Origin of the sequence: Ottowia beijingensis, from assembly GCF_013423955.1 — a bacterium.
In the GTDB taxonomy this organism is placed as follows: Bacteria; Pseudomonadota; Gammaproteobacteria; order Burkholderiales; family Burkholderiaceae_C; genus Ottowia; species Ottowia beijingensis.
This window is the reverse complement of sequence record NZ_JACCKX010000001.1, coordinates 197540-223484: the sequence shown is the minus strand read 5'-3', so window position 1 is coordinate 223484 and position 25945 is coordinate 197540. Positions and strand designations below refer to the sequence as shown.

20 protein-coding genes, 1 tRNA gene, 7 pseudogenes and 1 riboswitch are annotated in these 25945 nt (G+C 65.1%); of the genes and pseudogenes, 24 read left to right on the top strand and 4 right to left on the bottom strand.

Translation table 11 applies throughout. From position 1 onward, the window contains the following. Positions 1–4: 4 nt before the first annotated feature. The 21 genes and pseudogenes from H0I39_RS01165 to H0I39_RS01065 all read left to right on the top strand — a co-directional run bounded on the left by H0I39_RS01165 (position 5) and on the right by H0I39_RS01065 (position 18298). Positions 5–1017 (top strand): annotated as a pseudogene (locus H0I39_RS01165) (NAD(P)H-quinone oxidoreductase). Position 1018: 1 nt separating this feature from the next. Continuing rightward, positions 1019–1764, top strand: a pseudogene (gene tpiA, locus H0I39_RS01160) (triose-phosphate isomerase). A gap of 41 nt (positions 1765–1805) precedes the next feature. Next, positions 1806–2255: a preprotein translocase subunit SecG gene (gene secG / locus H0I39_RS01155; RefSeq protein WP_180549282.1), complete on the top strand. Its 450-nt coding sequence runs from the start codon at positions 1806–1808 to the stop codon at positions 2253–2255. 129 nt (positions 2256–2384) lie between these two features. Then, positions 2385–2468: transfer RNA gene (locus H0I39_RS01150), tRNA-OTHER, on the top strand. A 55-nt stretch (positions 2469–2523) separates the two neighbouring features. Further along, a pseudogene (locus H0I39_RS01145) lies at positions 2524–2882 on the top strand (NADH-quinone oxidoreductase subunit A). Between the two features lie 66 nt (positions 2883–2948). Then, positions 2949–3398, top strand: coding sequence for a NuoB/complex I 20 kDa subunit family protein (locus H0I39_RS01140; RefSeq protein ID WP_180551635.1), 450 nt, complete (start codon positions 2949–2951; stop codon positions 3396–3398). A gap of 2 nt (positions 3399–3400) precedes the next feature. After that, on the top strand, positions 3401–4021 hold the full coding sequence (locus H0I39_RS01135; protein ID WP_180549280.1) for an NADH-quinone oxidoreductase subunit C: 621 nt from the start codon (positions 3401–3403) through the stop codon (positions 4019–4021). An 18-nt stretch (positions 4022–4039) separates the two neighbouring features. Next, a complete protein-coding gene (locus H0I39_RS01130; RefSeq protein WP_180549279.1) occupies positions 4040–5293 on the top strand; it encodes an NADH-quinone oxidoreductase subunit D in 1254 nt (417 codons plus the stop codon). Then, the gene (nuoE, locus tag H0I39_RS01125) at positions 5290–5808 is read left to right on the top strand and encodes an NADH-quinone oxidoreductase subunit NuoE (protein WP_180549278.1); all 519 of its coding nucleotides are present in this window, start codon (positions 5290–5292) and stop codon (positions 5806–5808) included. Before H0I39_RS01130 ends, nuoE begins: the two co-directional genes overlap by 4 nt. A 4-nt stretch (positions 5809–5812) precedes the next feature. After that, positions 5813–7158, top strand: a pseudogene (gene nuoF / locus H0I39_RS01120) (NADH-quinone oxidoreductase subunit NuoF). 18 nt (positions 7159–7176) lie between these two features. Continuing rightward, positions 7177–9290: pseudogene (gene nuoG, locus H0I39_RS01115) on the top strand (NADH-quinone oxidoreductase subunit NuoG). Then, a complete protein-coding gene (gene nuoH / locus H0I39_RS01110; RefSeq protein ID WP_180549277.1) occupies positions 9287–10369 on the top strand; it encodes an NADH-quinone oxidoreductase subunit NuoH in 1083 nt (360 codons plus the stop codon). Before nuoG ends, nuoH begins: the two are co-directional and overlap by 4 nt. Positions 10370–10383: 14 nt before the next feature. Beyond that, positions 10384–10893, top strand: a complete 510-nt coding sequence (gene nuoI / locus H0I39_RS01105; protein WP_180551634.1) for an NADH-quinone oxidoreductase subunit NuoI — start codon at positions 10384–10386, stop codon at positions 10891–10893. 23 nt (positions 10894–10916) lie between these two features. After that, positions 10917–11588 carry an NADH-quinone oxidoreductase subunit J gene (locus H0I39_RS01100; protein ID WP_180549276.1) on the top strand — a complete coding sequence of 224 codons (672 nt, stop codon included), beginning with the start codon at positions 10917–10919 and terminating at the stop codon, positions 11586–11588. Further along, positions 11585–11893, top strand: a complete 309-nt coding sequence (gene nuoK / locus H0I39_RS01095; protein WP_180549275.1) for an NADH-quinone oxidoreductase subunit NuoK — start codon at positions 11585–11587, stop codon at positions 11891–11893. The genes H0I39_RS01100 and nuoK overlap by 4 nt, the downstream gene beginning before the upstream one ends. Before the next feature lie 7 nt (positions 11894–11900). Then, the gene (nuoL, locus tag H0I39_RS01090) at positions 11901–13916 is read left to right on the top strand and encodes an NADH-quinone oxidoreductase subunit L (RefSeq protein ID WP_180549274.1); all 2016 of its coding nucleotides are present in this window, start codon (positions 11901–11903) and stop codon (positions 13914–13916) included. Between the two features lie 17 nt (positions 13917–13933). Beyond that, entirely contained in the window at positions 13934–15409 is a 1476-nt protein-coding gene (locus H0I39_RS01085) for an NADH-quinone oxidoreductase subunit M (RefSeq protein WP_180549273.1), read from the top strand. 10 nt (positions 15410–15419) lie between these two features. Next, positions 15420–16906: pseudogene (gene nuoN / locus H0I39_RS01080) on the top strand (NADH-quinone oxidoreductase subunit NuoN). A 4-nt stretch (positions 16907–16910) separates the two neighbouring features. Beyond that, positions 16911–17216 (top strand): DUF2818 family protein, encoded by a 306-nt coding sequence (locus H0I39_RS01075; RefSeq protein ID WP_180549272.1) that lies wholly within the window; start codon positions 16911–16913, stop codon positions 17214–17216. A 1-nt stretch (position 17217) separates the two neighbouring features. Then, positions 17218–17805: an NUDIX domain-containing protein gene (locus H0I39_RS01070; protein WP_180549271.1), complete on the top strand. Its 588-nt coding sequence runs from the start codon at positions 17218–17220 to the stop codon at positions 17803–17805. A 10-nt stretch (positions 17806–17815) separates the two neighbouring features. After that, the gene (locus H0I39_RS01065; RefSeq protein ID WP_180549270.1) at positions 17816–18298 is read left to right on the top strand and encodes a DUF1178 family protein; all 483 of its coding nucleotides are present in this window, start codon (positions 17816–17818) and stop codon (positions 18296–18298) included. 131 nt (positions 18299–18429) lie between these two features. Here the strand turns inward: H0I39_RS01065 and fnr are convergent, their stop codons facing one another. Next, a complete protein-coding gene (gene fnr, locus H0I39_RS01060) occupies positions 18430–19149 on the bottom strand; it encodes a fumarate/nitrate reduction transcriptional regulator Fnr (protein ID WP_180549269.1) in 720 nt (239 codons plus the stop codon). A 186-nt stretch (positions 19150–19335) separates the two neighbouring features. Here fnr and hemN point away from each other — a divergent pair, with 186 nt between their 5' ends. Together hemN and H0I39_RS01050 are read left to right on the top strand one after the other, a co-directional pair. Next, positions 19336–20718, top strand: a complete 1383-nt coding sequence (gene hemN, locus H0I39_RS01055; protein WP_180549268.1) for an oxygen-independent coproporphyrinogen III oxidase — start codon at positions 19336–19338, stop codon at positions 20716–20718. An 82-nt stretch (positions 20719–20800) separates the two neighbouring features. Beyond that, positions 20801–21478, top strand: coding sequence for a sulfite exporter TauE/SafE family protein (locus H0I39_RS01050; RefSeq protein WP_180549267.1), 678 nt, complete (start codon positions 20801–20803; stop codon positions 21476–21478). A gap of 137 nt (positions 21479–21615) precedes the next feature. Here the strand turns inward: H0I39_RS01050 and H0I39_RS01045 are convergent. From H0I39_RS01045 to H0I39_RS01035, 3 genes and pseudogenes are all read right to left on the bottom strand, one after another. Next, positions 21616–22439 (bottom strand): annotated as a pseudogene (locus tag H0I39_RS01045) (sulfite exporter TauE/SafE family protein). A 579-nt stretch (positions 22440–23018) separates the two neighbouring features. Then, positions 23019–23360 (bottom strand): cell division protein ZapA, encoded by a 342-nt coding sequence (locus H0I39_RS01040; protein ID WP_180549266.1) that lies wholly within the window; start codon positions 23358–23360, stop codon positions 23019–23021. Continuing rightward, positions 23357–23608 (bottom strand): restriction endonuclease subunit S domain-containing protein, encoded by a 252-nt coding sequence (locus H0I39_RS01035; protein WP_180549265.1) that lies wholly within the window; start codon positions 23606–23608, stop codon positions 23357–23359. Before H0I39_RS01035 ends, H0I39_RS01040 begins: the two co-directional genes overlap by 4 nt. A 57-nt stretch (positions 23609–23665) precedes the next feature. Further along, positions 23666–23929: riboswitch (cobalamin riboswitch) on the top strand. 84 nt (positions 23930–24013) lie between these two features. On the opposite strand from H0I39_RS01035, the gene H0I39_RS01030 reads away from it, so the two are divergent. Next, entirely contained in the window at positions 24014–25882 is a 1869-nt protein-coding gene (locus tag H0I39_RS01030; RefSeq protein WP_180549264.1) for a TonB-dependent receptor domain-containing protein, read from the top strand. The last annotated feature ends 63 nt before the right edge of the window (positions 25883–25945 follow it).

The window sequence follows — 25945 nt, the reverse complement described above, 5'->3', positions numbered from 1 at the left end:
GACCATGAAATGCATCGAGATCCGCGAATACGGCGCACCCGAGGTATTGGTGCCCGCCGAGCGCGCCACTCCGGTGGCCGGCGCGGGCGAGGTGCTGATCCGCGTCAGCGCCTCCGGCGTCAACCGCCCCGACGTGCTGCAGCGCACCGGCAACTACCCGGTGCCGCCTGGCGCGTCCGATCTGCCGGGGCTGGAAGTGGCGGGTGTCATCGAATCCGGTGATGCCGGGGCGATGGCCGAAGCAGGGTTCAAGCCGGGCGACCGCGTGTGCGCGCTGGTGGCCGGCGGTGGCTACGCTGAGTATTGCGTGGCGCCCGTCGCGCAGTGCCTGCCGGTGCCGCAGGGTCTGAGCGATGTCGAGGCCGCCTCGCTGCCCGAGACCTTCTTCACCGTGTGGAGCAACGTGTTCGACCGCGGCCGCCTGCAGCAGGGCGAAACCCTGCTGGTGCAGGGCGGCACCAGCGGCATCGGCGTCACGGCCATCCAGATGGCCAAGGCCGCCGGCGCCACGGTGATCGTCACCGCGGGTTCGGATGAAAATGTACCGCAGCCCTTGAACTGGGTGCGGATCACGCTATCAATTACAAAGCAACCGACTTTGCCGAGGAAGCCCGGAAGCTGACCGATGGGCAGGGTGTCGATGTCATCCTCGACATGGTGGCCGGCGACTACGTGAAGCGCGAGGTGGATTGCCTGGCCGAGGACGGGCGCCTCGTCATCATCGCCGTGCAGGGCGGCACCAAGGCCGACTTCAACGCCGGCCTGGTGCTGCGCCGGCGCCTGACCATCACCGGCAGCACGCTGCGCCCGCGGCCGGTGGCGTTCAAGGGAGCCATTGCGCAGGCGCTCAAAGCGCGGGTCTGGCCCTGGCTGGAGAACGGCACCATCAAGCCCGTGATCCACAGCGTGTTCCCGGCCACCGAGGCGGGCGATGGCCTGCCCAGCGGCGCGGCGCGCGCGCATGCGCTGATGCAGAGCAATCAGCACATCGGCAAGATCGTATTGACCTGGAACTGACATGAGCAAGAGAAAACTCATCGCCGGCAACTGGAAGATGAATGGCAGCCTGGCCGCCAACGAGGCCCTGGTGAAGGAGCTGCTGGCCGGCATCGGCCAGCCCGCGTGCGACGTGGTGGTCTGCCCGCCCGGCGTCTATGTCGCGCAGCTGCAGGGCCTGCTGGCGGGCTCGCCCATCGAACTGGGCGTGCAGAACGTGTCGACGCACGAGAATGGCCCCTTCACCGGCGACGTGTCGGCCGACATGCTGAAGGACTTCGGCGTGCGCTACGCCATCGTCGGGCACAGCGAGCGGCGCCTGCACCAGGCCGAGAGCGACGTGCACGTGGCCATCAAGGCCAAGCGCGCGCTGGCGGCGGGCATCACCCCATCGTGTGCGTGGGCGAGACGCTGCGCGAGCGCGAGGAGGGTATGACCGAGTTCATCGTCAAGCGCCAGCTGGCCGCGGTGATCCACCTCAACGGCCACTGCACCAGCGAGATCGTGGTGGCCTACGAGCCCGTGTGGGCCATCGGCACCGGCAAGACCGCCACGCCCGAGCAGGCGCAGGCCGTGCACGCCGTGCTGCGTGCGCAGATCAAGGCCGCGACCGAGCACGCCGACCGCGTGCGCATCCTCTACGGCGGCAGCATGAACGCCGGCAACGCCGCCGAGCTGCTGGCGCAGCCCGACATCGACGGCGGCCTGATCGGCGGCGCAGCGCTCAAGGCCCCTGAATTCCTGAAGATTATTGGCGCTGCCGCTTGATGGGCGGGCGCCGGATGCTATTGATTTTGGAGTAAACAAGCATGAATTTCGTCTTGAACCTGGTGCTGGTGGCGCAGATCGTGTCGGCGCTGGCCATGGTCGGCCTGATCCTGATGCAGCACGGCAAGGGTGCCGACATGGGTGCGGCCTTCGGCAGTGGTGCATCGGGCAGTCTGTTCGGTGCCTCCGGCAGCGCCAACTTCCTGTCACGCGCCACGGCAGCGCTGGCGACGGTGTTCCTGGTCAGCACGCTGGCCCTGGCGTACTTCGGCTTCAGCGTGCGCAGCGCACCGGCCAGCGGCGGCAGCGTGCTGGATCGCGCACCGATCACGGCACCTGCGGGCGCCGCGTCGGCGCCGGTGCCCACGCCTGCGGGTGCTGCGGATGCGATCCCGTCGGGCGCTGCCACAACGCCGGCGCCCACGGCTTCGGCGGCTGCCGTGCCGCCGGCTTCGGCAGCCAGCGGTGCCGCGCAGATTCCAACCAAGTAAGCGCCCTGCAAGTTGATCTTGAAAACCACCGCCTCCCTCTGTAACGGGTGGTTTTTCAGGGTAAACTCCTAGGTGCTCTGGCAGCATGTCACGCTCACATCAAGTTCGCATGACAGCCGGAAAAATTCAGCCGTCGTGGTGAAATTGGTAGACACGCTATCTTGAGGGGTAGTGGCGAAAGCTGTGCGAGTTCGAGTCTCGCCGACGGCACCAGACACAAGCGCCTGCAGGCACGCGCCAGCGCAGGCCATAACGACAAAGACGCCCGATGAATCTCGCCCAGTATCTTCCCGTTCTGCTCTTCATTCTGGTGGGCTTGGCTGTCGGGGCGCTCTGTCTGGGCATGGGCAACCTGCTGAAGCCGCACAAGGCCGACGCGGCCAAGAACTCGCCCTACGAGTGCGGCTTCGAGGCCTTCGAGGACGCGCGCATGAAGTTCGACGTGCGCTATTACCTCGTCGCCATCCTGTTCATCCTGTTCGATCTTGAAATCGCCTTCCTCTTCCCCTGGGCCGTCGCGCTCAAGGACGTGGGACTGGCCGGTTTCGTTGCCGTGCTGATTTTCCTGACGATCCTCGTGGTGGGGTTCGTGTACGAATGGAAAAAGGCGCGCTTGATTGGGAGTGAGTCCTGGGGCGGCAGCGCCCTGACAGGAAGTTTGCACATGAATGAACAGCTTCAGCAAAGGGCTTTCTGCTCACCGGCGTCGACGCGGCGGTGAACTGGGCCAAGACCGGCTCGCTGTGGCCGGTCACTTTCGGCCTGGCCTGCTGCGCAGTGGAGATGATGCACGCCGCTGCGGCGCGCTACGACATCGCGCGCTTCGGCGCCGAAGTGTTCCGCGCCAGTCCGCGCCAGTCCGACCTGATGATCGTGGCCGGCACGCTGTGCAACAAGATGGCGCCGGCCCTGCGCAAGGTCTACGACCAGATGGCCGAGCCGCGCTGGGTGCTGAGCATGGGCTCGTGCGCCAATGGCGGCGGTTACTACCACTACAGCTACTCCGTGGTGCGCGGCTGCGACCGCATCGTGCCGGTGGATGTGTACGTGCCGGGTTGCCCGCCGACCGCGGAAGCCTTGCTGTACGGCATCATCCAATTGCAGCAGAAGGTGCGTCGCACCAACACCATCGCGAGGGTGTGAGCATGACCGAGATCGCAATTGCTCCCGAAGCCCTGAAAGACACGCTGGCGACCGCATTGGGTGCGCTGGCGCAGCACGTCAGCGTGGCGCTGGGCGAAGTGACCGTTACGGTGGCGCCCGCGCAGTACCACGAGGTCATGAAGACGCTGCGCGACGCCGCGGGTTGCCGCTTCGAGCAGCTCATCGACCTCTGCGGCGTCGATTACTCCACCTATGGAGACGGCCGCTGGGAAGGCCCGCGCTTTGCCGTCGTGTCGCATCTTCTGTCCGTCAGCCTGAACCAGCGCGTGCGCCTGCGGGTGTTCTGCGCCGACGACGACTTTCCGGTGGTGCAGTCGGTCAATGACCTCTGGAGTTCGGCCAACTGGTTCGAGCGCGAGGCGTTCGACCTGTACGGCATCATGTTCGAAGGCCACGCCGACCTGCGCCGCATCCTGACCGACTACGGTTTCATCGGCCACCCGTTCCGCAAGGACTTCCCGCTCTCTGGTCACGTGGAAATGCGCTACGACGCCGAGCGCCAGCGCGTGGTGTACGAGCCGGTGTCGATCGAGCCGCGAGAAGTCACGCCACGCGTGATCCGCGAAGACCATTACGGGGGCTGCACTGAACGCGCGCTGTAGCGAGTTCGTCTTTGACCCATGGCTGAAATCAAGAACTACACCCTGAACTTCGGTCCGCAGCACCCGGCCGCGCACGGCGTGCTGCGTCTGGTGCTCGAACTCGATGGCGAGGTCGTGCAGCGTGCCGACCCGCACATCGGCCTGCTGCACCGCGCCACCGAGAAACTGGCCGAGCACAAGACCTTCATCCAGTCGCTGCCCTACATGGACCGGCTGGACTACTGCTCGATGATGTGCAACGAGCACGCGTACTGCCTGGCCATCGAGAAGCTGCTGGGCATCGAGGTGCCGATCCGTGCGCAGTACATCCGCGTGATGTTCTCCGAGATCACGCGCATCATGAACCACCTGATGTGGCTCGGCTCGCACGGCAACGATTGCGGTTCGTCCACCATGCTGATCTACACCTTCCGCGAGCGGGAGGATCTGTTCGACATGTACGAGGCGGTTTCGGGCGCGCGTATGCACGCGGCCTACTTCCGTCCCGGCGGCGTGTACCGCGACCTGCCGGAAACCATGCCGCAGTACAAGGCCAGCAAGCTGCGCAACGCCAAGGGCATGGAGCAGCTGAACGCCAACCGCCAGGGTTCACTGCTGGACTTCATCGAAGATTTCACCCGGCGCTTCCCCAAGTGCATCGATGAGTACGAGACGCTGTTCACCGACAACCGCATCTGGAAGCAGCGCACGGTAGGCATCGGCGTCGTGGCGGCCGAGCGTGCCCTGAATCTCGGCATGACCGGTCCCATGCTGCGTGGCTCGGGCATCGCCTGGGATCTGCGCAAGAAGCAGCCCTACGACGTGTACGATCAGATGGACTTCGACATCCCGGTCGGCAAGACCGGTGACAGCTACGACCGTTATCTGGTGCGCGTGCAGGAGATGCGGCAATCCAACCGCATCATTCAGCAGTGCGCGAACTGGTTGCGTGCCAACCCCGGTCCGGTGATCGTCGACAACTACAAGGTCGCGCCGCCTTCGCGTGAGTCGATGAAGACCAACATGGAAGAGCTGATCCACCACTTCAAGCTCTTCACTGAAGGCATGCACGTGCCGGAGGGCGAAGCCTATGCTGCGGTCGAGCATCCGAAGGGCGAATTCGGCATCTACCTGATCAGCGACGGTGCCAACAAGCCTTACCGCATGAAGATCCGGCCGCCGGGGTTTGTGCACCTGTCCACGCTGGACGAACTGGCCAAGGGCCACATGCTGGCCGACGCCGTGGCCATCATCGGCACGCTGGATATCGTGTTTGGAGAGATCGATCGATGAGCACCGCCGTCGCAACCGCCGCTGCGGCTCCCCTGTCAGATGCTACGCTGGCGCGTTTTGCCCGCGAGGTCGCCAAGTACCCCGCCGAGCAGAAGCAGTCGGCCGTGATGGCGTGTCTGGCCATCGTGCAGCAGGAGCAGGGCTGGGTCAGTTCCGAAAGCGAGAAGGCCGTGGCCGAATACCTGGGCATGCCGCCCATGGCCGTGCATGAGGTCACGACCTTCTACAACATGTACAACCAGAAGCCGGTGGGCCGCTTCAAGCTTGCCGTGTGCACCAATGCGCCGTGCATGTTTGCGGGCGGACCCGAGGCCTTGAAGCACCTGTGCGACAAGCTGGGCATCGAGCCTTATGGCACCACGGCCGATGGTCAGTTCACCGTTCAACCCTGCGAATGCCTGGGTGCGTGCGGGGATGCGCCGGTGATGCTGGTGAACGACCGCAACATGTGCAGCTTCATGTCCAACGACAAGCTGGATCAACTGGTCGATGGCCTGCGCCGGGCGGAGGACTGAACCCATGGCACGTGTGCAAGACATCCTCGCGCAGTTCCAGGCCAAGGGCGTGGAAACCTGCTTTCATGGCCGCCATATCGATCCCCAGATCTACGCTGGCTTGAATGGCAGCAACTGGGGCTTGAAGGACTACGAGGCGCGCGGTGGCTACCAGGCGCTGCGCAAGATCCTAGGCCAGGATGGCGGTGCCGGCATGACGCAGGATGAAGTGATTGCCGAACTGAAGGCATCCAGCCTGCGCGGTCGCGGTGGCGCGGGCTTCCCGACTGGCCTCAAGTGGAGCTTCATGCCGCGCAACTTTCCCGGCCAGAAGTACCTGGTGTGCAACTCGGACGAGGGCGAGCCGGGCACCTTCAAGGACCGCGACATCCTCATGCACAACCCGCATGCGGTGATCGAGGGCATGGCCATCGCGGCCTACGCCATGGGCGCCAGTGTGGGCTACAACTACATCCACGGTGAAATCTTCCAAGTCTACGAACGCTTCGAAGCCGCCATTGAGCAGGCGCGTGAAGCAGGCTACCTGGGCCGGGGCGTGATGGGCAGCAAGTTCGATTTCCAGCTCCACGCGCACCACGGTTTCGGTGCCTACATCTGCGGCGAGGAAACCGCGCTGCTGGAATCGCTGGAAGGCAAGAAGGGGCAGCCGCGCTTCAAGCCGCCGTTTCCGGCCAGTTTCGGCCTGTATGGCAAGCCGACCACCATCAACAACACCGAAACCTTCGCCGCCACGCCCTGGATCATCCGCAACGGTGGTCAGGCCTATCTGGAATGCGGCAAGCCGAACAACGGTGGCACCAAGATTTTCTCGATCCAGGGCGATGTGGAGCGTCCCGGCAACTACGAGATCCCCATGGGCACCCCGTTCGCCAAGCTGCTGGAGCTGGCCGGCGGCGTGCGCGGCGGCAAGACGCTGAAGGCGGTGATTCCGGGGGTTCCTCGTCCCCGGTGCTGCCGGCCGACATCATCATGCAGTGCACGATGGACTACGACTCCATTGCCAAGGCCGGCTCGATGCTGGGCTCCGGCGCCGTGATGGTGATGGACGATTCGCGCGACATGGTCGAAACGCTGCAGCGCCTGTCGTACTTCTACATGCACGAATCGTGCGGTCAGTGCACACCCTGCCGGGAGGGTACGGGCTGGCTGTGGCGCATGGTGCACCGCATCCAGAACGGGCAGGGCCGGCCAGAGGATCTGGCCAAACTCGACAACGTGGCGGAAAACATCATGGGCCGCACCATCTGCGCCCTGGGTGACGCCGCAGCGATGCCGGTGCGTGCCATGCTGAAACATTTCCGGCACGAGTTCGCGGCCAAGATCGATGCTGCAATGAAGGCGGCCGCCTGATCGGATCGGACTGAGCAAATGGTTGAAATCGAAATCGACGGCAAGAAGGTGGAAGTGCCTGAAGGCAGCATGGTCATGCATGCAGCCGAGAAGGCTGGTACCTACATCCCGCACTTCTGCTATCACAAGAAGCTCTCCATCGCTGCCAATTGCCGCATGTGCCTGGTGGATGTGGAGAAGGCGCCCAAGCCCATGCCGGCCTGTGCTACGCCGGTGACGCAGGGCATGGTGGTGCACACGCAGACCGACAAGGCCGTGAAGGCGCAGAAGTCGGTGATGGAATTTCTGCTCATCAACCACCCGCTCGACTGCCCGATCTGCGACCAGGGCGGCGAATGCCAGCTTCAGGATCTGGCGGTGGGTTATGGCGCATCGGGGTCTCGCTACGGGGAAGAAAAGCGCGTGGTGTTCCACAAGGATGTGGGGCCGCTCATTTCGATGGAGGAAATGAGCCGCTGCATCCATTGCACCCGCTGTGTGCGCTTCGGCCAGGAGATTGCCGGCGTGATGGAGTTCGGCATGTCCCATCGCGGCGAGCACTCCGAGATCGAGACCTTCATCGGGCAGTCAGTGGATTCCGAGCTGTCGGGCAACATGATCGACATTTGCCCGGTCGGCGCACTGACCAGCAAGCCGTTCCGCTACAGCGCCCGCACCTGGGAGCTGTCGCGCCGCAAGAGCGTCAGCCCGCACGATTCGACCGGCACCAACCTGATCGTGCAGGTCAAGAGCAATCGGGTGATGCGCGTCGTGCCGCTCGAGAACGAGGCCGTCAACGAGTGCTGGATCGCTGATCGCGACCGTTTCTCCTATGAGGCGCTGAATGGCGAGGAGCGCCTGACCAAGCCCATGCTCAAGCAGGGGGTGCCTGGAAAGAGGTCGATTGGCGGACGGCGCTGGAGTACGTGGCCAACGGCCTGAATCAGGTCAAGGCGCAGCACGGCGCAGGGGCCATCGGTGCCCTGGTCAGTCCGCACAGCACCTTGGAAGAGCTGTATCTGGCCGGCACGCTGGTGCGCGGGCTCGGCAGTCAGAACATCGACCATCGGTTGCGCCACCAGGAGTTTGCGCCAACCGAAGGCATCCGCTGGTTGGGCATGCCCATCGCAGCGTTGTCCAAACTGCAGAGCGTGCTCGTCGTCGGCTCCAACCTGCGCAAGGACCATCCTCTGTTTGCACAGCGAATTCGGCAGGCAGCGCGCCACGGATGTGCAGTGAGTGCTATTACTTCCGAAGCGTTGCTGAAGACTGAAGGCGCCTGGGCCATGCCCTTGAGCGCCCACACGCTGGCAGAACCCGGAGAGTGGGTGCAACGGCTGGCGGACGTGGCTGCCGCGATGGCAGAGCAGAAAGGCGTTTCGGCGCCTGCTGCCGGCACATCGACCGACGCAGCCAAGGCCATCGTGCAGGCGCTCATGTCGGGCGAGCAGAAGGCGATCCTGCTGGGCAATGCGGCTGCACACCACCCCAAGGCATCGAGCCTGCTGGCACTGTGCCAATGGATCGGGGCGCAATCGGGTGCCGTGGTCGGTTATCTGACCGAGGCGGCGAACACCGTGGGGGCGCAGTTCGTCAAGGCGCTGCCGCAGGATGGTGGCCAGAACGCAGCACAGATGCTGGCGGGTGGTTTGAAAGCAGCCCTGTTTCTCAACTGTGAACCTGGCGCGGATACGGCGGGGCGGCCACTGTCGGGATGCGACATGGTGGTCACCTTGAGCCCGTTCAAGGCGAACCTGGATATCAGCGACGTGCTGCTGCCCATTGCGCCGTTCACTGAAACCTCCGGCACCTTCGTCAACGCGGAAGGACGCGTGCAGAGTTTCCACGCCGTGGTGCGTCCTCTGGGTGAGGCGCGCCCGGCCTGGAAGGTGCTGCGTGTGCTGGCCGACATGCTGGGCATCGCACAACCTGCTTACGACAGTTCGCAGGAAGTGCTCGCGCAGGCCCTCGGCGGTGCTGAACCGGACACCATTCCGACAGCGGTCCTGAGCAACCGGACGACTGCATCGATCGATGCAGGGCCGTCGTTCGTGGCTGGGGTGCCGGTCGGCATCTACCAGTTGGATGGCATCGTGCGCCGTGCGCCCTCGCTGCAATTGACGGCCGATGCACGAGAAGGAGCCGCAGCATGATCGACGCCTTCTACAACGGTGGCCTGCATCTCTTCAGCGGTGGCTGGTGGTCGGGCATCGCCTGGCCGGTGATCTGGAACCTCATCAAGATCGTGGTGGTGCTGCTGCCCTTGATGGGCGCCGTCGCCTACCTGACGCTGTGGGAGCGCAAGCTGCTGGGTTACATGCAGGTGCGTCACGGCCCGAACCGCACGGGGCCTTGGGGTCTGCTGCAACCCATTGCTGATGCAGTCAAGCTGCTCACCAAGGAAATCATTCGACCGACGGCTGCCAACAAGCCGCTGTTCTTCCTGGGGCCGCTGATGGCCATCATGCCGGCGCTGGCGGCGTGGGTGGTGATCCCGTTCGGCCCCGACATGGCGCTGGCCAACGTCAATGCCGGCTTGCTGCTGGTCATGGCCATCACGTCGATCGAGGTCTATGGTGTGATCATTGCGGGCTGGGCCTCCAACTCGAAATACGCGTTCCTCGGTGCGCTGCGCGCTTCGGCGCAAATGGTCAGTTACGAAATCGCCATGGGCTTCTGCTTCCTGGTGGTGCTGATGGTTTCGGGCAGCATGAACCTGACCGACATCGTGATGGCACAAGGGCAGGGCATGGCGGCCGACAAGGGCCTGGCCTTCCTGTCCTGGAACTGGTTGCCCCTGCTGCCCATCTTCGTCGTCTACCTGATCTCGGGTGTGGCCGAGACCAACCGCCATCCGTTCGACGTGGTGGAGGGCGAGGCCGAGATTGTGGCCGGTCACATGGTCGAGTATTCGGGCATGGGTTTTGCCACCTTCTTCCTGGCGGAATACGCGGCCATGTGGCTGGTGTCGATCCTGGCCGTGATCATGTTCCTGGGTGGCTGGCTGTCGCCCATCGACAGCGCTTTGTTCAACTGGGTGCCGGGCTGGATCTGGCTGGGCATCAAGACCTTTATCGTGGTGTCGATGTTCATCTGGATCCGTGCCACGTTCCCGCGCTTCCGTTACGACCAGATCATGCGCCTGGGCTGGAAGATCTTCATTCCCGTCACGCTGGTCTGGCTGCTCGTCGTGGGCTTCTGGATGCACAGCCCGTGGAACATCTGGCATTGAACGGAGGAGGAGTCATGGCTTCCGTAGCAGCATCACCTTTTTCGCTTCGCGACTTCTTCAAGAGCTTCATGCTCGTGGAACTGCTCAAGGGCATGGCCCTGACCGGTCGGTACGCCTTCAGCCGCAAGGTGACGATTCAGTTCCCGGAAGAGAAGACACCGCTGTCGCCGCGCTTTCGCGGCCTGCATGCGCTGCGCCGTTACGAAAACGGCGAAGAGCGCTGCATCGCCTGCAAGCTGTGCGAGGCGGTGTGTCCTGCCGTGGCCATCACCATCGAGGCCGGGCAGCGTGAAGACGGCTCGCGCCGCACGACACGTTACGACATCGATCTGACCAAGTGCATCTTCTGCGGTTTTTGCGAGGAAAGCTGCCCGGTGGATTCGATCGTCGAGACGCACATCCTCGAATACCACGGCGAGAAGCGCGGTGATCTGTATTTCACCAAGGACATGCTCCTGGCCGTTGGTGACCGGTACGAAACCGAGATCGCCGCTGCCAAGGCGGCCGACGCCAAGTACCGCTGAAGGCGAACAGACCAGACAAGACCATGGACGTCACCACCGCCTTTTTCTACCTGTTTGCACTCGTGCTGCTGTTTGCGGCATTCCGGGTGGTCACCGCGCGCAACCCCGTGCATGCGGTGCTGTTTCTGATGCTGGCCTTCTCGCAGGCCGCCGGCATCTGGCTGCTGCTCAAGGCCGAGTTCCTTGCCATCACGCTGGTGCTGGTCTACCTGGGCGCGGTCATGGTGCTGTTCCTGTTCGTGGTGATGATGCTGGATATCCACATCGACAGCCTGCGGCAGGGGTTCTGGCGTCACTTTCCGCTGGCCCTGGTCATCGGTGCGTTGATTACCCTGGAGATGGCCGTGGTGCTGTTCGGCGGTTTCCGCATCAGCGAGGCGCCGACCGTGCCGGAAACCGTGACCAACGCGGCGGGCGAGGTGGTCCAGTATTCCAACACCAAGGCGCTGGGCACGCTGCTCTACAGCAAGTATCTGTACCCCGTGGAGATCGCGGCCGTGCTGCTGCTGATCGCCATGATCACCGCGATCGCGCTGACGCTGCGTGAGCGCAAGGACAGCAAGAAGATCGATCCCGCGCTCCAGGTCCGGGTTCGTGCGAGCGACCGGCTGGAGATGGTGAAGATCGAACCGACGCAGGCGCCCGTGCCTGTGGAGCCGCAGGCCGCCGCGCCCGCGGAGGAGGGCAAGCAATGACCTTGACGCTCGCGCACTTCCTGACGCTGGGTGCGATCCTGTTCGCGCTCTCGGTGGTCGGGATCTTCCTGAACCGCAAGAACATCATCGTGCTGCTGATGGCGATCGAGTTGATGCTGCTGGCCATCAACATGAACTTCGTCGCCTTCTCGCATTACCTGGGCGACATGCACGGGCAGGTGTTCGTGTTTTTCATCCTCACGGTGGCCGCTGCCGAGTCGGCCATCGGTCTTGCCATCCTGATGCTGCTGTTCCGCACCAAGTCCAGCATCAATGTGGATGAGCTCAATTCGCTGAAGGGCTAAAAGAACAATGAGTCAGACCCTTTCTGCCGCAACCCTGCTGACCGTGCCGCTGGCACCGCTGGCAGGATCGTTGCTGGCCGGTATCCTGGGCACTGCATTTGGTGGCAACCGCATTGGCCGCGCGGCTTCGCACGGGGCGACCATCCTGGGCGTGCTGGTGGCCTTCATCCTGTCGGCCCTGACCCTCCAGAGCGTGCTGGGCGGCGCCCATTTCAACCAGACCATCTACGAATGGATGACGGTGGGCAACCTGAAGATGGAGGTCGGCTTTCTGATCGACAGCCTGACCGCCACGATGATGTGCGTGGTGACCTTCGTGTCACTGATGGTGCACATCTACACCATCGGCTACATGGCCGAGGACGACGGCTACAACCGTTTCTTCTCCTACATCTCGCTGTTCACGTTCTCGATGCTCATGCTCGTCATGAGCAACAACTTCCTGCAGCTGTTCTTCGGCTGGGAGGCCGTGGGCCTGGTGTCCTATCTGCTGATCGGCTTCTGGTACAAGCGCGAGACGGCCGTCTTCGCCAACATGAAGGCCTTTCTGGTCAACCGCGTCGGCGACTTCGGTTTCATCCTCGGCATCGGGCTGATCGCGGCATTCGCCGGCACGCTCAACTACAGCGAGGTGTTCGCCAAGTCCGGCGAACTGGCGGCCATGGGCTTCCCGGGCACCGACTGGATGCTGATCACTGTCATCTGCATCGGCTTGTTCGTCGGTGCCATGGGCAAGTCCGCGCAGTTCCCGCTGCACGTGTGGCTGCCCGACTCGATGGAAGGCCCGACGCCGATCTCGGCACTGATTCACGCGGCGACCATGGTGACAGCCGGCATCTTCATGGTGGCGCGCATGTCGCCGCTGTTCGAGCTGTCCGACACTGCGCTCAACTTCATCCTGATCATCGGGGCGATCACTGCGCTGTTCATGGGCTTTCTGGGGATCATCCAGAACGACATCAAGCGCGTGGTGGCCTATTCCACGCTGTCGCAGCTGGGCTACATGACGGTGGCGCTGGGCGCTTCCGCCTATTCGGTGGCCGTGTTCCACCTGATGACGCACGCCTTCTTCAAGGCGCTGCTGTTCCTGGCGGCCGGCTCCGTGATCATCGGCATGCACCACAATCAGGACATCCGGTGGATGGGTGGCGTGCGCAAGTACATGCCCATCACCTGGATCACCTTCCTGCTCGGCTCGCTGGCGCTGATCGGCACACCGTTCTTCTCCGGCTTCTACTCCAAGGACGCCATCATCGAAGCGGTGCATGCGAGCACTCTTCCCGCTGCGGGCTTCGCCCACTTTGCCGTGCTGGCCGGCGTGTTCGTGACGGCCTTCTATTCGTTCCGCCTGTATTTCCTGGTGTTCCACGGGAAGGAGCGCTTTGACCAGAACCCGGACGCGCATCATGACGATCACGGCCACGGGCATGGCCACGACGAGAAGCCGCACGAATCTCCCTGGGTGGTCTGGCTGCCGCTGGTGCTGCTGGCGATTCCGTCCGTGGTCATCGGCGCCATGACCCTGATGCCGATGCTGTTCGGCGACTTCTTCAAGGGCGTGATCCATGTCGATGCGGCCCGCCATCCGGCGATGGCGGAACTGGCCGAGAAGATTCACGGCTGGGCGGCGATGGGCGTGCACGGCTTTGTCACGGCGCCGTTCTGGTTGGCGCTGGCGGGCGTGGTGGCGGCGTTCTACATGTACATGATCAATCCGGCGCTGCCGGCCGCCATCAAGCACATGTTCCAGCCGGTCTACACCGTGCTCGACAACAAGTACTACATGGACTGGTTCAACGAGAACGTCATTGCGCGCGGTGCACGCCTGCTGGGCACCGGTCTCTGGCAGGGCGGTGATCGTGCCCTGATCGATGGCGCCCTGGTCAATGGTTCCTGGAAGCTGGTGGGCTGGGTGTCGGGCATCGTGCGCCGGTTGCAGTCTGGCTACCTGTACCACTATGCGCTGGTGATGATTCTGGGCATCTTCGTGCTGATGACGTACTTCGTCTGGCTCAACAAGTAAGGAAGAGCGAGAACAAAATGGGTTGGTTGAGCCTTGCCATCTGGACGCCGATTGTTTTCGGCGCCGTGTTGCTGGCACTGGGCCGGGAGAGTCAGGCGCAGCTCGTGCGCTGGATCGCTCTCATCGGGTCGGTGATCAGCTTTCTGGTCACGATTCCGCTGTACACCGGTTTCAGACTCGGCACCGCCGAGATGCAGTTCGTCGAGAAGACGTCCTGGATCGAGCGTTTCAACGTGAACTACCACCTGGGTGTCGACGGCATTTCGGTCTGGTTCGTGCTGCTGACGGCCTTCATCACGATCATCGTCGTCATTGCCGGCTGGGAAGTGATCCAGCGCAAGGTCAACCAGTACATGGCGGCCTTCCTGATCCTGTCGGGCCTCATGGTCGGCGTGTTCGCGGCGCTCGACGGCGTGCTGTTCTACGTGTTCTTCGAGGCCACGCTGATCCCGATGTACCTGATCATCGGCATCTGGGGCGGCCCCAACAAGATCTACGCCGCGTTCAAGTTCTTCCTGTACACGCTGCTGGGTTCGCTGCTCACCCTGGTGGCCTTCATCTACCTGTACACGAGTTCGGGCGGCAGCTTCGATATCCTGACCTGGCACAAGCTGCCGCTGTCGGGCACGGCGCAGTCGCTGCTGTTCTTTGCGCTGTTCGCGGCCTTCGCGGTCAAGGTGCCGATGTGGCCGGTGCACACCTGGTTGCCGGACGTGCACGTCGAGGCACCGACGGGCGGCTCCGCCGTGTTGGCGGCCATCATGCTGAAGCTGGGTGCCTACGGTTTCCTGCGCTTCTCGCTGCCGATCCTGCCCGATGCCTCGCGTGAATGGGCCTGGCTGATGATCGCGCTGTCGCTCATCGCCGTGATCTACGTCGGCCTGGTGGCCCTGGTGCAGCAGGACATGAAGAAGCTGGTGGCCTATTCGTCGGTGGCGCACATGGGTTTCGTCACGCTGGGCTTCTTCGTCTTCAACGACCTGGGCATCACCGGTGGCCTGGTCCAGATGATCGCGCACGGCTTCGTCTCGGGTGCCATGTTCCTGTGCATCGGCGTGCTGTACGACCGCGTGCATTCGCGCGAGATCGCCAGCTACGGCGGCGTGATCAACACCATGCCGCGTTTCACCACGTTCGCGCTGCTGTTCGCCTTTGCCAACTGCGGCATGCCGGGCACGGCCGGCTTCGTGGGCGAATGGATGGTGATCCTGGCGTCGGTGAAGGCCAATTTCTGGCTCGGCCTGCTGGCAGCCACGGCGTTGATCACCGGCGCCGCCTACACGCTGTGGATGTTCAAGCGCGTCTATCTGGGTCCGGTCGCCAACGACGACGTGCGCCAGCTCAAGGACATCAATGGCCGTGAATTCCTGATGCTGGCGGTGCTGGCCGTCGCCGTGCTGTGGATGGGCCTGTATCCCAAACCGATGACCGACGTGATGGATGCGTCGGTGGCCAACCTGCTCAAGCAAGTGGCGGTATCCAAGCTGAATTGAGGACGTGCAGATGATTGACAGATTCAGTTGGATCGCCATTTATCCGGAGATCGTGCTCCTGGTGATGGCGTGCGTGATCGCGCTGACCGACCTGCTCGACAAGAGCCAGCGCCGCATGGGCGCCTACATCCTGTCGGTGCTCACCTTGCTGGCCGTGGCTGGCCTGACCGCCACGTATGCCATCGGCGGGCAGACCATCTACGGCTTCGAGGGCATGGTGGTCAGCGACCCCATGGCCAATTGGCTGAAGTGCTTTGCCGCCTTGGCGGTGCTGGTGACCTTTGTCTACGGCCGCACCTACGTGGTCGAGCGCGGCATGCTGCGCGGTGGCGAATGGTATGTGCTCAGCCTGCTGTCGTTGCTGGGCGGCTTCGTGCTGATCTCGGCCAACAACTTCATCCTGATCTACCTCGGGCTCGAGTGCCTGACGCTGTCCGGCTATGCCCTGGTGGCGCTGCGCCGCGACCACGGCACCGCGGTCGAGGCGGCGATGAAATACTTCGTGCTGGGCGCCATGGCGTCGGGTTTCCTGCTCTACGGCCTGTCGATGCTGTACGGCGCCACCGGCACGCTCGACATCGCCGGCGTCTTCAAGGCCGTGGCGTCGGGCCAGATCAAGCAGCAGGTGCTGGTGTTCGGGCTGGTGTTCATCGTCGCAGGCCTGGCGTTCAAGTTCGGTGCCGTGCCGTTCCACATGTGGATCCCGGACGTCTACCAGGGCGCGCCCACGGCCTCCACGCTGATGATCGGGGCCGCGCCCAAGCTGGCGGCCTTCGCCATGGCCATCCGCCTGCTGGTCGAGGGTTGCTGCCGCTGGCGTTCGACTGGCAGCAGATGCTGGGCCTGCTGGCGATCGCCTCGCTGTTGATCGGCAACCTGGCCGCCATCGCGCAGACCAACCTCAAGCGCATGCTGGCCTATTCCACCATCTCGCAGATGGGCTTCGTGCTGCTGGGCCTGATGGCGGGCGTGGTCAACGGCAATGCGCTGGCGGCGGCCAACGCCTACAGCTCGGCCATGTTCTACATCGTCACCTACGTGTTGACCACGCTGGTGAGCTTCGGCGTCATCCTGCTGCTGTCGCGCGAAGGCTTCGAGAGCGAGGAGATCGCCGACTTTGCCGGCCTGAACCAGCGCAGCCCGCTGTATGCCGGCATCATGGCCATCTGCCTGTTCTCGCTGGCGGGCCTGCCGCCGCTGGTGGGCTTCCAGGCCAAGCTGTCGGTGCTGCAGGCGCTGGTCAGCACCGGGCTGGCAGCGTACATCGCGCTGGCGGTGTTCGCGGTGATCATGTCGCTGATCGGTGCCTTCTATTACCTGCGCGTCATCAAGGTCATGTACTTCGACGACGCAGCCATCGACGCACCGATCCAGGCGCCGCTCGACATGCGGGCCGTGCTGTCGCTCAACGGCGCGCTGCTGCTGGTGTTGGGCATTCTGCCGGGTGCGCTGATGGCGCTGTGCGCCAAGGCCATCGTGCAGATGCTGGCGACCTGACGGCATGTCGCAGAACCTGTCCATCTGGCTGCTGATCGGGCTGGCTGCCATTGCCGCCAACCTGCCGTTCATCAACCAGCGCCTGATGACCGTGGTGCCGCTGCGCACGCCGGTCAAGTCGCTGGCGTGGCGGCTGGCCGAGCTGGTGGTGTGGTACTTCATCGTCGGCGGCGTCGGCATGGCGCTCGAAAAGTCGATGGGGCAGAACTACCCGCAGGGTTGGGAGTTCTATGCCGTCACGGCCTCGCTGTTCCTGACCCTGGCGTTCCCCGGATTCGTTTACCGCTATCTGGCGCGGCGCCGCGCCTGACATGAGCAAGCTGGCGGAACAGCGGGTGGACAGCCAGGAGCTGTTCAAGGGCGGCTTCCTGCACGCCTTCCGCGACCAGGTGCGCCTGCCCAATGGCCAGCTCACGCAGCGCGAATACGTGGTGCACCCCGGCGCGGTGATGATCGTGCCCTTGCTGGAAGCGGCCGATGGCGCCATGCAGCTGGTGCTGGAGCGCCAGTACCGCTACCCGGTGCAGCAGGAGATCATCGAGTTCCCGGCCGGCAAGCTCGACCCTGGCGAAGACACCTTGGCCTGTGCCCAGCGCGAGCTGCGCGAGGAAACCGGCTACACCGCCCGCGAATGGGCGCGTGCCGGCGTGCTGCACCCGGTGGTGTCGTATTCCACCGAGTTCATCGAGATCTGGTTCGCCCGCGGGCTGCAGCCGGGCGAACGGCGCCTGGACGAGGGCGAGTTCCTGGACGTGTTCACCGCCTCGGCCACGCAGTTGTACGACTGGTGCCGCGCCGGGCAGATCACCGACGCCAAGACGCTGATCGGCGCGCTGTGGCTGCAGAATGTGCAGAGCGGGGCCTGGCCGTTGGATTGGCAGGCCGCGGGCGCCGTGTGAGGGTGGACCGATGAAGGTGCTCGATCTGCAATGCACCCAGGGCCATGCGTTCGAGGGTTGGTTCTCGTCCGAGGACGATTTTCAGAGCCAGCTGGCGCGCCAGTTGGTCGAATGCCCGCTGTGTGGCGACCGGGCGGTGGCCAAGCTGCCCAGCGCGCCGCGCCTGAACCTGAGCGGCGCCGGCAGCGCGCCCGCTGCAGCCGAGGCGCACGCCGGAGCAGGGCGCAGCGCCAGCGATGCCGCCCCCGTGGCCGCCATGCCGCCGGCCGCACTGCAGGCCGCCTGGATGCACATGGTGCGGCGCGTGATGGCCAGCACCGAGGACGTGGGCGAGCGCTTTGCCGAAGAGGCGCGCAAGATGCACTACGGCGAATCGAAAGAGCGCGGCATCCGCGGCCAGGCCACGCCGGCGCAGACCGAGGAACTCCTGGACGAAGGCATCGCCGTCATGCCGCTGCCGATTCCGGCCGGCTTCAAGAACACCTTGCAATAGTTTTGATAGCTGCTTGCTCTTGATATACAAAGATTTCAGTATGAAATCATTCTGAAATCAAGGTATAGCAGGCGCAAGCAGCTATCAATATGAAAGCGACCGGGCGCTGCCAGCTTCAGGGCAACAACCCCTCAGGCGCAGGCCGGCGCGTTGACGATGGCGCGCAGTGCCTCGGTGTCCAGGATGCGCACGTGGCGCTGCTTGACCTCGACGATGCCTTCCTCGGCGAACTTCGAGAAGGTGCGGCTCACCGTCTCCAGCTTCAGGCCCAGGTAGCTGCCGATTTCCTCGCGCGTCATGCGCAGCACCAGCTCGCTCTGCGAGAAGCCGCGCGCATGCAGCCGCTGCACCAGGTTCAGCAGAAAGGCGGCCAGGCGCTCCTCGGCGCGCATGCTGCCCAGCAGCAGCATCACGCCGTGCTCGCGCACGATCTCGCGGCTCATGATCTTGTGCACGTGGCTTTGCAGCGCCGGCACTTCGCGCGACAGCTCCTCGATGCGGTCGTAGGGCATCACGCACACCTCGGCGTCTTCCAGCGCCACGGCGTCGCAGCTGTGGCGGTCGGCCACGATGCCGTCCAGGCCGATGATCTCGCCCGCCATCTGAAAGCCCGTCACCTGGTCGCGCCCGTCGGCCGTGGCCACACAGGTCTTGAAGAAGCCGGTGCGGATGGCGTACAGCGCGTTGAAGCGGTCGCCGTTGGAGAACAGCGCCGCGCCGCGCTTGATCTTGCGGCGCGTGGCCACCAGGTCGTCCAGACGCCCGATGTCCGACTCCGACAGGCCCATCGGCATGCACAGCTCGCGCAGATTGCAGTTGGAACAGGCTACGCGGATGGTCTGGGGTGTCATGTAAGGCGAAGGAATCGGGGGTGACGGATGGCAACGGCACAGGCATTTTAGGCGAGGGTGGCGCCAGGCGGCCGCGGCCTTGATCCAGCACAAATCCCGACGATTCAGCTCGGTTAAATTGATCGTCGTCAAGGAAACGGGTCGCGCTCCCGGCGACAGTTGGCTTTGCTAGTCAAAGGAAGTCCGATGCAAGCCATCACCACCGAACTGCTCACCAAATTCGACGTGCCCGGGCCGCGCTACACCTCGTACCCGACGGCGGACCGCTTCGTCGAGGCGTTCGGCGAGGCCGATTACATCCAGGCGCTGGAGCAGCGCCGCGCCGGCCCGGCCGCCATGGCGCTGCCGCTGTCGCTGTACGTGCACATTCCGTTCTGCGAATCGCTGTGCTACTACTGCGCCTGCAACAAGATCATCACCAAGCACCACGACCGCAGCGCGCCCTACCTGCGCTACCTGAGCCGCGAGGTGGACCTGCACGTGGCGCGCATCGGCGCCGGCCAGGCCGTCAGCCAGCTGCACCTGGGCGGCGGCACGCCCACCTTCTTCAGCGACGACGAACTCAGCGAGCTGATGGCCATGCTGCGCCGCAACTTCAGCCTGGTGCCGGGCGGCGAGTATTCGATCGAGGTCGACCCGCGCACCGTCACGCCCGAGCGGCTGCGCCACCTGGCACAGCTCGGCTTCAACCGCCTGTCGTTCGGCGTGCAGGATTTCGACCCCATCGTGCAGAAGGCGGTGCACCGCATCCAGCCGGCCGAGCAGGTGTTTGCCCTGGTCGCCGCGGCGCGCGAGATCGGCTTCGAGTCGATCAACGTCGACCTGATCTACGGCCTGCCCAAGCAGACGCCCGAATCCTTCGACCGCACGCTGGCCCAGGTGGCCGAGCTGCGGCCCGACCGCATCGCGCTGTACGCCTACGCGCACCTGCCCGAGCGCTTCAAGCCGCAGCGGCGCATCATCGCCATCGACCTGCCGGGTGCACCCAACAAGGTGGCGATGCTGGCGCGCTCGCTGGCGGCGTTCGAGGCCGCGGGCTACGACTACATCGGCATGGACCACTTCGCGCTGCCCAACGACGCCCTGGCCGTGGCCAAGCGCCAGGGCCGGCTGCACCGCAACTTCCAGGGCTACAGCACGCAGCCCGATTGCGACCTGATCGGCCTGGGCGTGTCGGCCATTGGCAAGGTGGGCGCCACCTACAGCCAGAACGCCAAGTCGCTGGAGGAATACCAGGACCTGCTGGACCACGGCCATCTGCCCGTGGCGCGCGGGCTGGCCGTGTCGCGCGACGATTTGCTGCGGCGCTGCGTGATCATGGCGCTGATGTGCCAGGGCGAGGTGATGTTCGAATCGGCCGAGCTGGCGCACCTGATCGACTTCAGGAGCTACTTCGCCAGCGAGCTGGAAACCCTGCGCGGCATGCAGGACCAGGGCCTGGTGGAGTTGAGCGACACCGGCATCAAGGTCACGCCCATGGGCTGGTTCTTCGTGCGCGGCGTGGCCATGGTGTTCGACAAGTACCTGCAGGCCGACCGCACGCGGGCGCGCTTCTCCAAGATCCTCTGATCGTCCCCGCCCGGCCCGTGAAGGCGTCTGCGCATGACTTTGCGCAACGCCCTGCGGTGGCCGGCGCCCTTAGACTTGGGCCATGCAAACTTCTCTTCTGGTCACCGCGCTGCTGATGGGGCTGGCCGGTGGCCCGCACTGCATTGCCATGTGCGGCGCGGCCTGCGCCGGCATCGGGCAGGCGGCGGCGCCGCACAGCACGCGGGCCATCGGCACGTTCCAGCTGGGCCGCGTGATCGGCTACGGCGCCCTGGGCGGGCTGGCAGCGGCCACCATGCAGGGGCTGGGCTGGCTCACCGTGCAATCGGCCGCGCTGCGCCCGGTGTGGACCATGGTGCACGTGGCCGCCGTGCTGATGGGCCTGGCACTGGTGGTGCTGGCGCAGCAGCCCGTGTGGCTGGAAACGGGCGCGCGCCGCATCTGGACCAAGGTGCGTTCGGCCACGCAGTCGATGGGCCTGGCCGCGCCGCTGGGCCTGGGCGTGGCCTGGGCGCTGCTGCCCTGCGGGCTGCTGTATTCGGCGCTGATGGTGGCGGCACTGGCCGGCAGCGTGGCCGGTGGCGCGGCGGTGATGGCGGTGTTCGCCATCGGCTCGGGCGTGTCGCTGTGGGCCGGGCCGTGGCTGCTGCTGCGGCTGGGCAGCAACGGGCGCGGCGCCTGGAGCATGCGCATCGCCGGCCTGGCGCTGATGGCCGTCTCGGCCTGGGGCCTGTACATGGGCCTGGTGCACGACCAGGCGCCGTGGTGCGTCGTGCCTTGATGCAGAACGAAGAAAATGATAGCTGCTCGCGCTCGCTAATCGGCGATTTCAGGCATATTTGTGACTGAAATCGTTTATTGACGGGCGCAACCAGCTATCAAAATCATGGCACCCTGCAACGGCCGCACGCCGCTGCATCAGCCCGCCGTGGCACCCAGCCCCTTCATCAGCATGTAGCCCGCCAGCACGAACAGCACCAGCGCGAACACGCGCTTGAGCTTCTTCACCGGCAGCGCATGCGCCGCCTTGGCGCCCAGCGGCGCCATCAGCACGCTGCAGCTGGCGATGACCACCAGCGCCGGCAGCCACAGGTAGCCGAAGGCGTAGGGCGGCAGCCCCTCCAGCCGCTGCCCGGCGATGACGTAGCCCACCACGTTGGCCAGCGCAATCGGGAAGCCCAGCGCCGCGCTGGTGGCCACCGCGTTGTGAATGGCCACGTTGCACGAGGTCATGAACGGCACGCTGACGAAGCCGCCGCCCGCACCCACCAGGCCGGACAGAAAACCGATCACCCCGCCCGCGCCCAGCAGCCCTGGTGTGCCCGGCAACTGGCGCGTGGGCGCCGGCTTCTTGTCGAGGAACATCTGCGAGCCCGAGAACGCCACGAAGGCCGCGAACACGAAATACAGCGCCGCGCCCTTGAGCAGCGCGAACACGCCCAGGCTGGCCACCATGGCCCCCAGCACGATGCCCGGCGCCAGGCGCTTGACGATGTCCCAGCGCACCGCCCCTTCTGGTGGTGCGCGCGCACGCTGCTGACCGAGGTGAAGATGATCGTCGCCATCGACGTCGCAATCGCCATCTTCACCGCCAGCCCCGGCTCCACACCGCGCCCGCTGAGAATGGCCGAGATGAACGGCACCATGATCATCCCGCCCCCGATGCCCAGCAGCCCGGCCAGAAAGCCAGTGACAAGGCCGAGCACGGCGAGCTGGACGACAAGAATAGGTTCGATGGGCATGGAGAGCGGGGAAGGAGGAGAAAAGCGAGCGACAGGCAAAAAGAAAGCAGCGCTCAACAACACACGGTGGCTGATCAAAAAGACGGCGACGCCCAGAACCCCAAGAAATCAAATGGCCGCGGAGCAGGCCATGCAAGTGGCGCCGTGGCCGGGCTTGCACCGGCCACTGGCGTCGTCCCCCGCTCGACAGGGGAAGGCGCGCCAGCGCCTCAGGGGGAACGCCGAATTAGGTGTCTGCGAATGCCACCGGACCGTCATCCTGAACGCAGGGGTTCAGGTGGGCGAGGTCAACCTGATCCTGGGATCATCTGACGCGAGACGTTCACGCCGACCAGGCGATGTTCCAAGCCCGGGCTCATATGAGCATTGGTTCAAGGAAATATAAAGCCCGGCGTGCATTCACAGACAGGATGGATTTTACCCCCTGAGGCGCTGGCGCGCCTTCCCCCTGCTGCGCGGGGGACGCAGCCAGCGGCCTGGCAAAGCCAGCGCAGCGGCTGCCGCGAGCACTCCTCCGCCTGCGGCGAAGTCGTACTTCTTGGTCGGCTTCAGAAGGAGGGGCGGATCGAAACAGGCCGCTTACAGCAGACGCCCGTCGTCACTCAGCGCCTCGTCCAGCCGGCCGAGCAGGGCGCCCAGGGTGGCTTGCTCGGCCACGCTCAGCGCGGGTGCATCACCGGATGCAGCTGCCGCGGCGTCGTCGGCGGGGGCCGCAGTGCGCTGCGGCTCGGTCAGCTCGAAGGCCATGTTCAGCGCCGCCAGCACGGCGATGCGGTCGCGCGCCTTGATCTTGCCGGCGTCGCGGATCTTGCACATGGCGGCGTCGACGCGTTGCACGGCCTGCTGCAGGCGCTCCTCGCCGCCCTCGGGGCAGCCTAGCAGGTAGCCCTGGCCCATGATCTTGACTTCGAGCTGCTTCATGCGGCGCCCTCCTTGTCGTCGCTGGCCGGCGCGGCGGCCACTGCAGCGGCGGCGGCAGGCAGGCGGTCGATCAGCGAATCGACCCGCGCACGCGCCGCCATGAGGCGCGACTTGAGGTTGTCGCGCTCGTGCGTCAGCGCCTGCACCTGCTGCGTCAGCAACTCGTTGGTGCGGCGCAGTTCCTCGTGGCGCACGAGCAGGCGTTCCACGCGCTCGGCAATCTGTTCGATCAGGGGTGGGTTCGTCATCGGGGCGCACTCGGGTCGGGATAGCCGGGGATTGTAGGCGGCGCCTGCAGGGCGGCGCTTACAATCACCGGCGTTGGTGCTCGCGCGCCGTGACTCTCACGGCCGCAGTTCAACGGGAAGCAGGAGGGCTTGCCGGTCACCTCCGACCGGTGCCTAACCTGCGCTGCCCCCGCAACGGTAAGCGGACGGCGCCCTGACGCAGCTCAGGCGCCGGCTCCAGCCTCACACCGCCACTGGTTCATCACACACGATGCCGGGAAGGCGAGGCGACACGGAGCAACCACCGCCAGCCCGGATACCGGCCAACGAGGAGGACCGCGCAGTGCCCGAGGAGGGCGGTGCGGGCCATGTTTGCCCCATACGCTGGCGGGGAAGCCGGCAGGGGCGCTCATCCGTGCTTCCGTCATGAAAAATACCTTGCTTCCGTTCCGGCCTGGCGTGCTGCCGCTGGCTTTGTCCTGCGCGTTCGCCGCAGCCTGGCCTGCCCATGCCCAGACGCCATCCGAATCCACCACGGTGGCTCAGGCCAGCGGCCCCAGCCTGCCCGAGACGGTGGTCACCGCCACGCGCGTGGCTCAGCCGCTGACCGACGTGCTGGCCGACGTCACCCTGATCGACCGCGAGCAGATCGAACAGAGCGGCGCGGTCAGCGTCTCCGATCTGCTGCAGCGCCAGCCGGGGCTGGAGCTGTCGCGCAACGGCGGCCCCGGCACCGCCACCAGCGTGTTCATGCGCGGTGCCGAAAACCGCTTCACCGCCGTCTACATCGATGGCGTGCGGGTCGATACGCAATCGGGCAGTGGCGGCGCGCCGTGGGAAGCGATTTCGCTCGGCCAGATCGAGCGCATCGAAATTGTGCGCGGCCCGGCGGCGGCGGTGTACGGCTCCGACGCCATTGCCGGCGTGATCCAGATTTTCACCCGCAAGGGCGAAGGGCCGTTCACGCCCTACGTCGGCGTGGGTGTGGGCAATCGCCGCACCGGCAAGCTGGAGGCAGGTTTCTCGGGCGCCAGCGGCGCCATCGACTATTCGCTCGGCGTCGAGCGCGCCGTGAGCCGCGGCTTCAACATCAAGTCCGACGGCAACCCCGACCGCGACGGCTACCGCCAGAGCGCCGCCAGCGGCCGGCTGGGCTGGAAGGTCAACGACGCGCACCGCGTCGACCTGAGCGGCACCGCCAGCGATATGGACGCGCAGTACGACGGCTTCGCGCCGGGCAACGACGACCATGCGCTGAATCGCCTGTACACGCTGGGCGGCACCTGGTCGGCGCAGTGGACGCGCAACTACAGCACCCGGCTGTCGGTCAGCGAATCGCGCCAGCGCTACGAAACTGTGCCCTCGCCCTACCTGACCAAGACCACGCTGCGCAATTACCTGCTGCACAACGAGTGGCGCCAGGGTGGCCACCTGGTCACCGCCGCCCTGGAGCGGCGCGAGGATCACCTGGTCAACGGCCCCATCGACCAGGGCCGCCACCAGAACGCCGTGGCCCTGGGCTATGGCTACAGCAGCGGCGCGCACACGCTGCAGGCCAACCTGCGCCACGACCGCGACAGCGAATTCGGCGGCCAGACCACCGGCGGGCTGGCCTACGGCTACGCCTTCGCGCCCGGATGGCGCGTGACCGGGGCGGTCGGCACGGCCTTCCGCGTGCCGACGCTGTACCAGCGCTTTTCCCAGTACGGCCAGCCCGGCCTGGAGCCGGAGAAAAGCCGCAACGTCGAGCTGGGCCTGCACTGGGCGCAGGCCGGCAGCGCCTTCGGCGTCACCGTCTACCGCAACCGCATCACCAACCTCATCAACTTCGGCGCGCCCGGACCGTGCAGCGACAGCTTCGGCTGCTACGAAAACACCGGCCGCGCCGTGCTGCAGGGCGTGACGGTGTCGGGCGCGCACAAGCTGGGCGGCGTCAACCTGTCGGGTTCGTTCGACTACCAGGATCCGCGCAACGACCTGACCGACAAGCTGCTGGCGCGCCGCGCCCAGCGCACCCTGAAACTCAATGCCGACACGCGCGTGACCACTGGCGCACTGAACTGGACCCTGGGCGCCGAGCTGCAAGGCGTCAGCCACCGCTGGGACAACGCCGCCAACACCAACCGCCTGGGCGGCTATGGCCTGGTCAACCTGTATGCCAGCACCACCATCGCGCGCGAATGGACGCTGCTGGCGCGCATCGACAACCTGACCGACAAGGACTATCAGACGGCCCGGGGTTACGACACGGCGGGCCGCACCTTCTACGTCGGCCTGAAATGGACGCCCAGGTAAACGCGTGCCCACGGGGCTGGCGTGCCCCTTCGGCACACCATGCCCCATCGTCAAGTTGTGTTC

Coding starts and splice junctions, on each gene's coding strand:
- H0I39_RS01065 (WP_180549270.1), top strand. CDS start 17,816: ATGAAGGTGCTCGATCTGCAATGCACCCAGGGCCATGCGTTCGAGGGT.
- nuoH (WP_180549277.1), top strand. CDS start 9,287: ATGATCGACGCCTTCTACAACGGTGGCCTGCATCTCTTCAGCGGTGGC.
- H0I39_RS01070 (WP_180549271.1), top strand. CDS start 17,218: ATGAGCAAGCTGGCGGAACAGCGGGTGGACAGCCAGGAGCTGTTCAAG.
- H0I39_RS01100 (WP_180549276.1), top strand. CDS start 10,917: ATGGACGTCACCACCGCCTTTTTCTACCTGTTTGCACTCGTGCTGCTG.
- hemN (WP_180549268.1), top strand. CDS start 19,336: ATGCAAGCCATCACCACCGAACTGCTCACCAAATTCGACGTGCCCGGG.
- H0I39_RS01030 (WP_180549264.1), top strand. CDS start 24,014: ATGAAAAATACCTTGCTTCCGTTCCGGCCTGGCGTGCTGCCGCTGGCT.
- secG (WP_180549282.1), top strand. CDS start 1,806: ATGAATTTCGTCTTGAACCTGGTGCTGGTGGCGCAGATCGTGTCGGCG.
- H0I39_RS01075 (WP_180549272.1), top strand. CDS start 16,911: ATGTCGCAGAACCTGTCCATCTGGCTGCTGATCGGGCTGGCTGCCATT.
- nuoL (WP_180549274.1), top strand. CDS start 11,901: ATGAGTCAGACCCTTTCTGCCGCAACCCTGCTGACCGTGCCGCTGGCA.
- H0I39_RS01130 (WP_180549279.1), top strand. CDS start 4,040: ATGGCTGAAATCAAGAACTACACCCTGAACTTCGGTCCGCAGCACCCG.
- nuoK (WP_180549275.1), top strand. CDS start 11,585: ATGACCTTGACGCTCGCGCACTTCCTGACGCTGGGTGCGATCCTGTTC.
- H0I39_RS01040 (WP_180549266.1), bottom strand. CDS start 23,360: ATGAAGCAGCTCGAAGTCAAGATCATGGGCCAGGGCTACCTGCTAGGC.
- H0I39_RS01050 (WP_180549267.1), top strand. CDS start 20,801: ATGCAAACTTCTCTTCTGGTCACCGCGCTGCTGATGGGGCTGGCCGGT.
- H0I39_RS01085 (WP_180549273.1), top strand. CDS start 13,934: ATGGGTTGGTTGAGCCTTGCCATCTGGACGCCGATTGTTTTCGGCGCC.
- fnr (WP_180549269.1), bottom strand. CDS start 19,149: ATGACACCCCAGACCATCCGCGTAGCCTGTTCCAACTGCAATCTGCGC.
- nuoE (WP_180549278.1), top strand. CDS start 5,290: ATGAGCACCGCCGTCGCAACCGCCGCTGCGGCTCCCCTGTCAGATGCT.
- H0I39_RS01135 (WP_180549280.1), top strand. CDS start 3,401: ATGACCGAGATCGCAATTGCTCCCGAAGCCCTGAAAGACACGCTGGCG.
- nuoI (WP_180551634.1), top strand. CDS start 10,384: ATGGCTTCCGTAGCAGCATCACCTTTTTCGCTTCGCGACTTCTTCAAG.
- H0I39_RS01035 (WP_180549265.1), bottom strand. CDS start 23,608: ATGACGAACCCACCCCTGATCGAACAGATTGCCGAGCGCGTGGAACGC.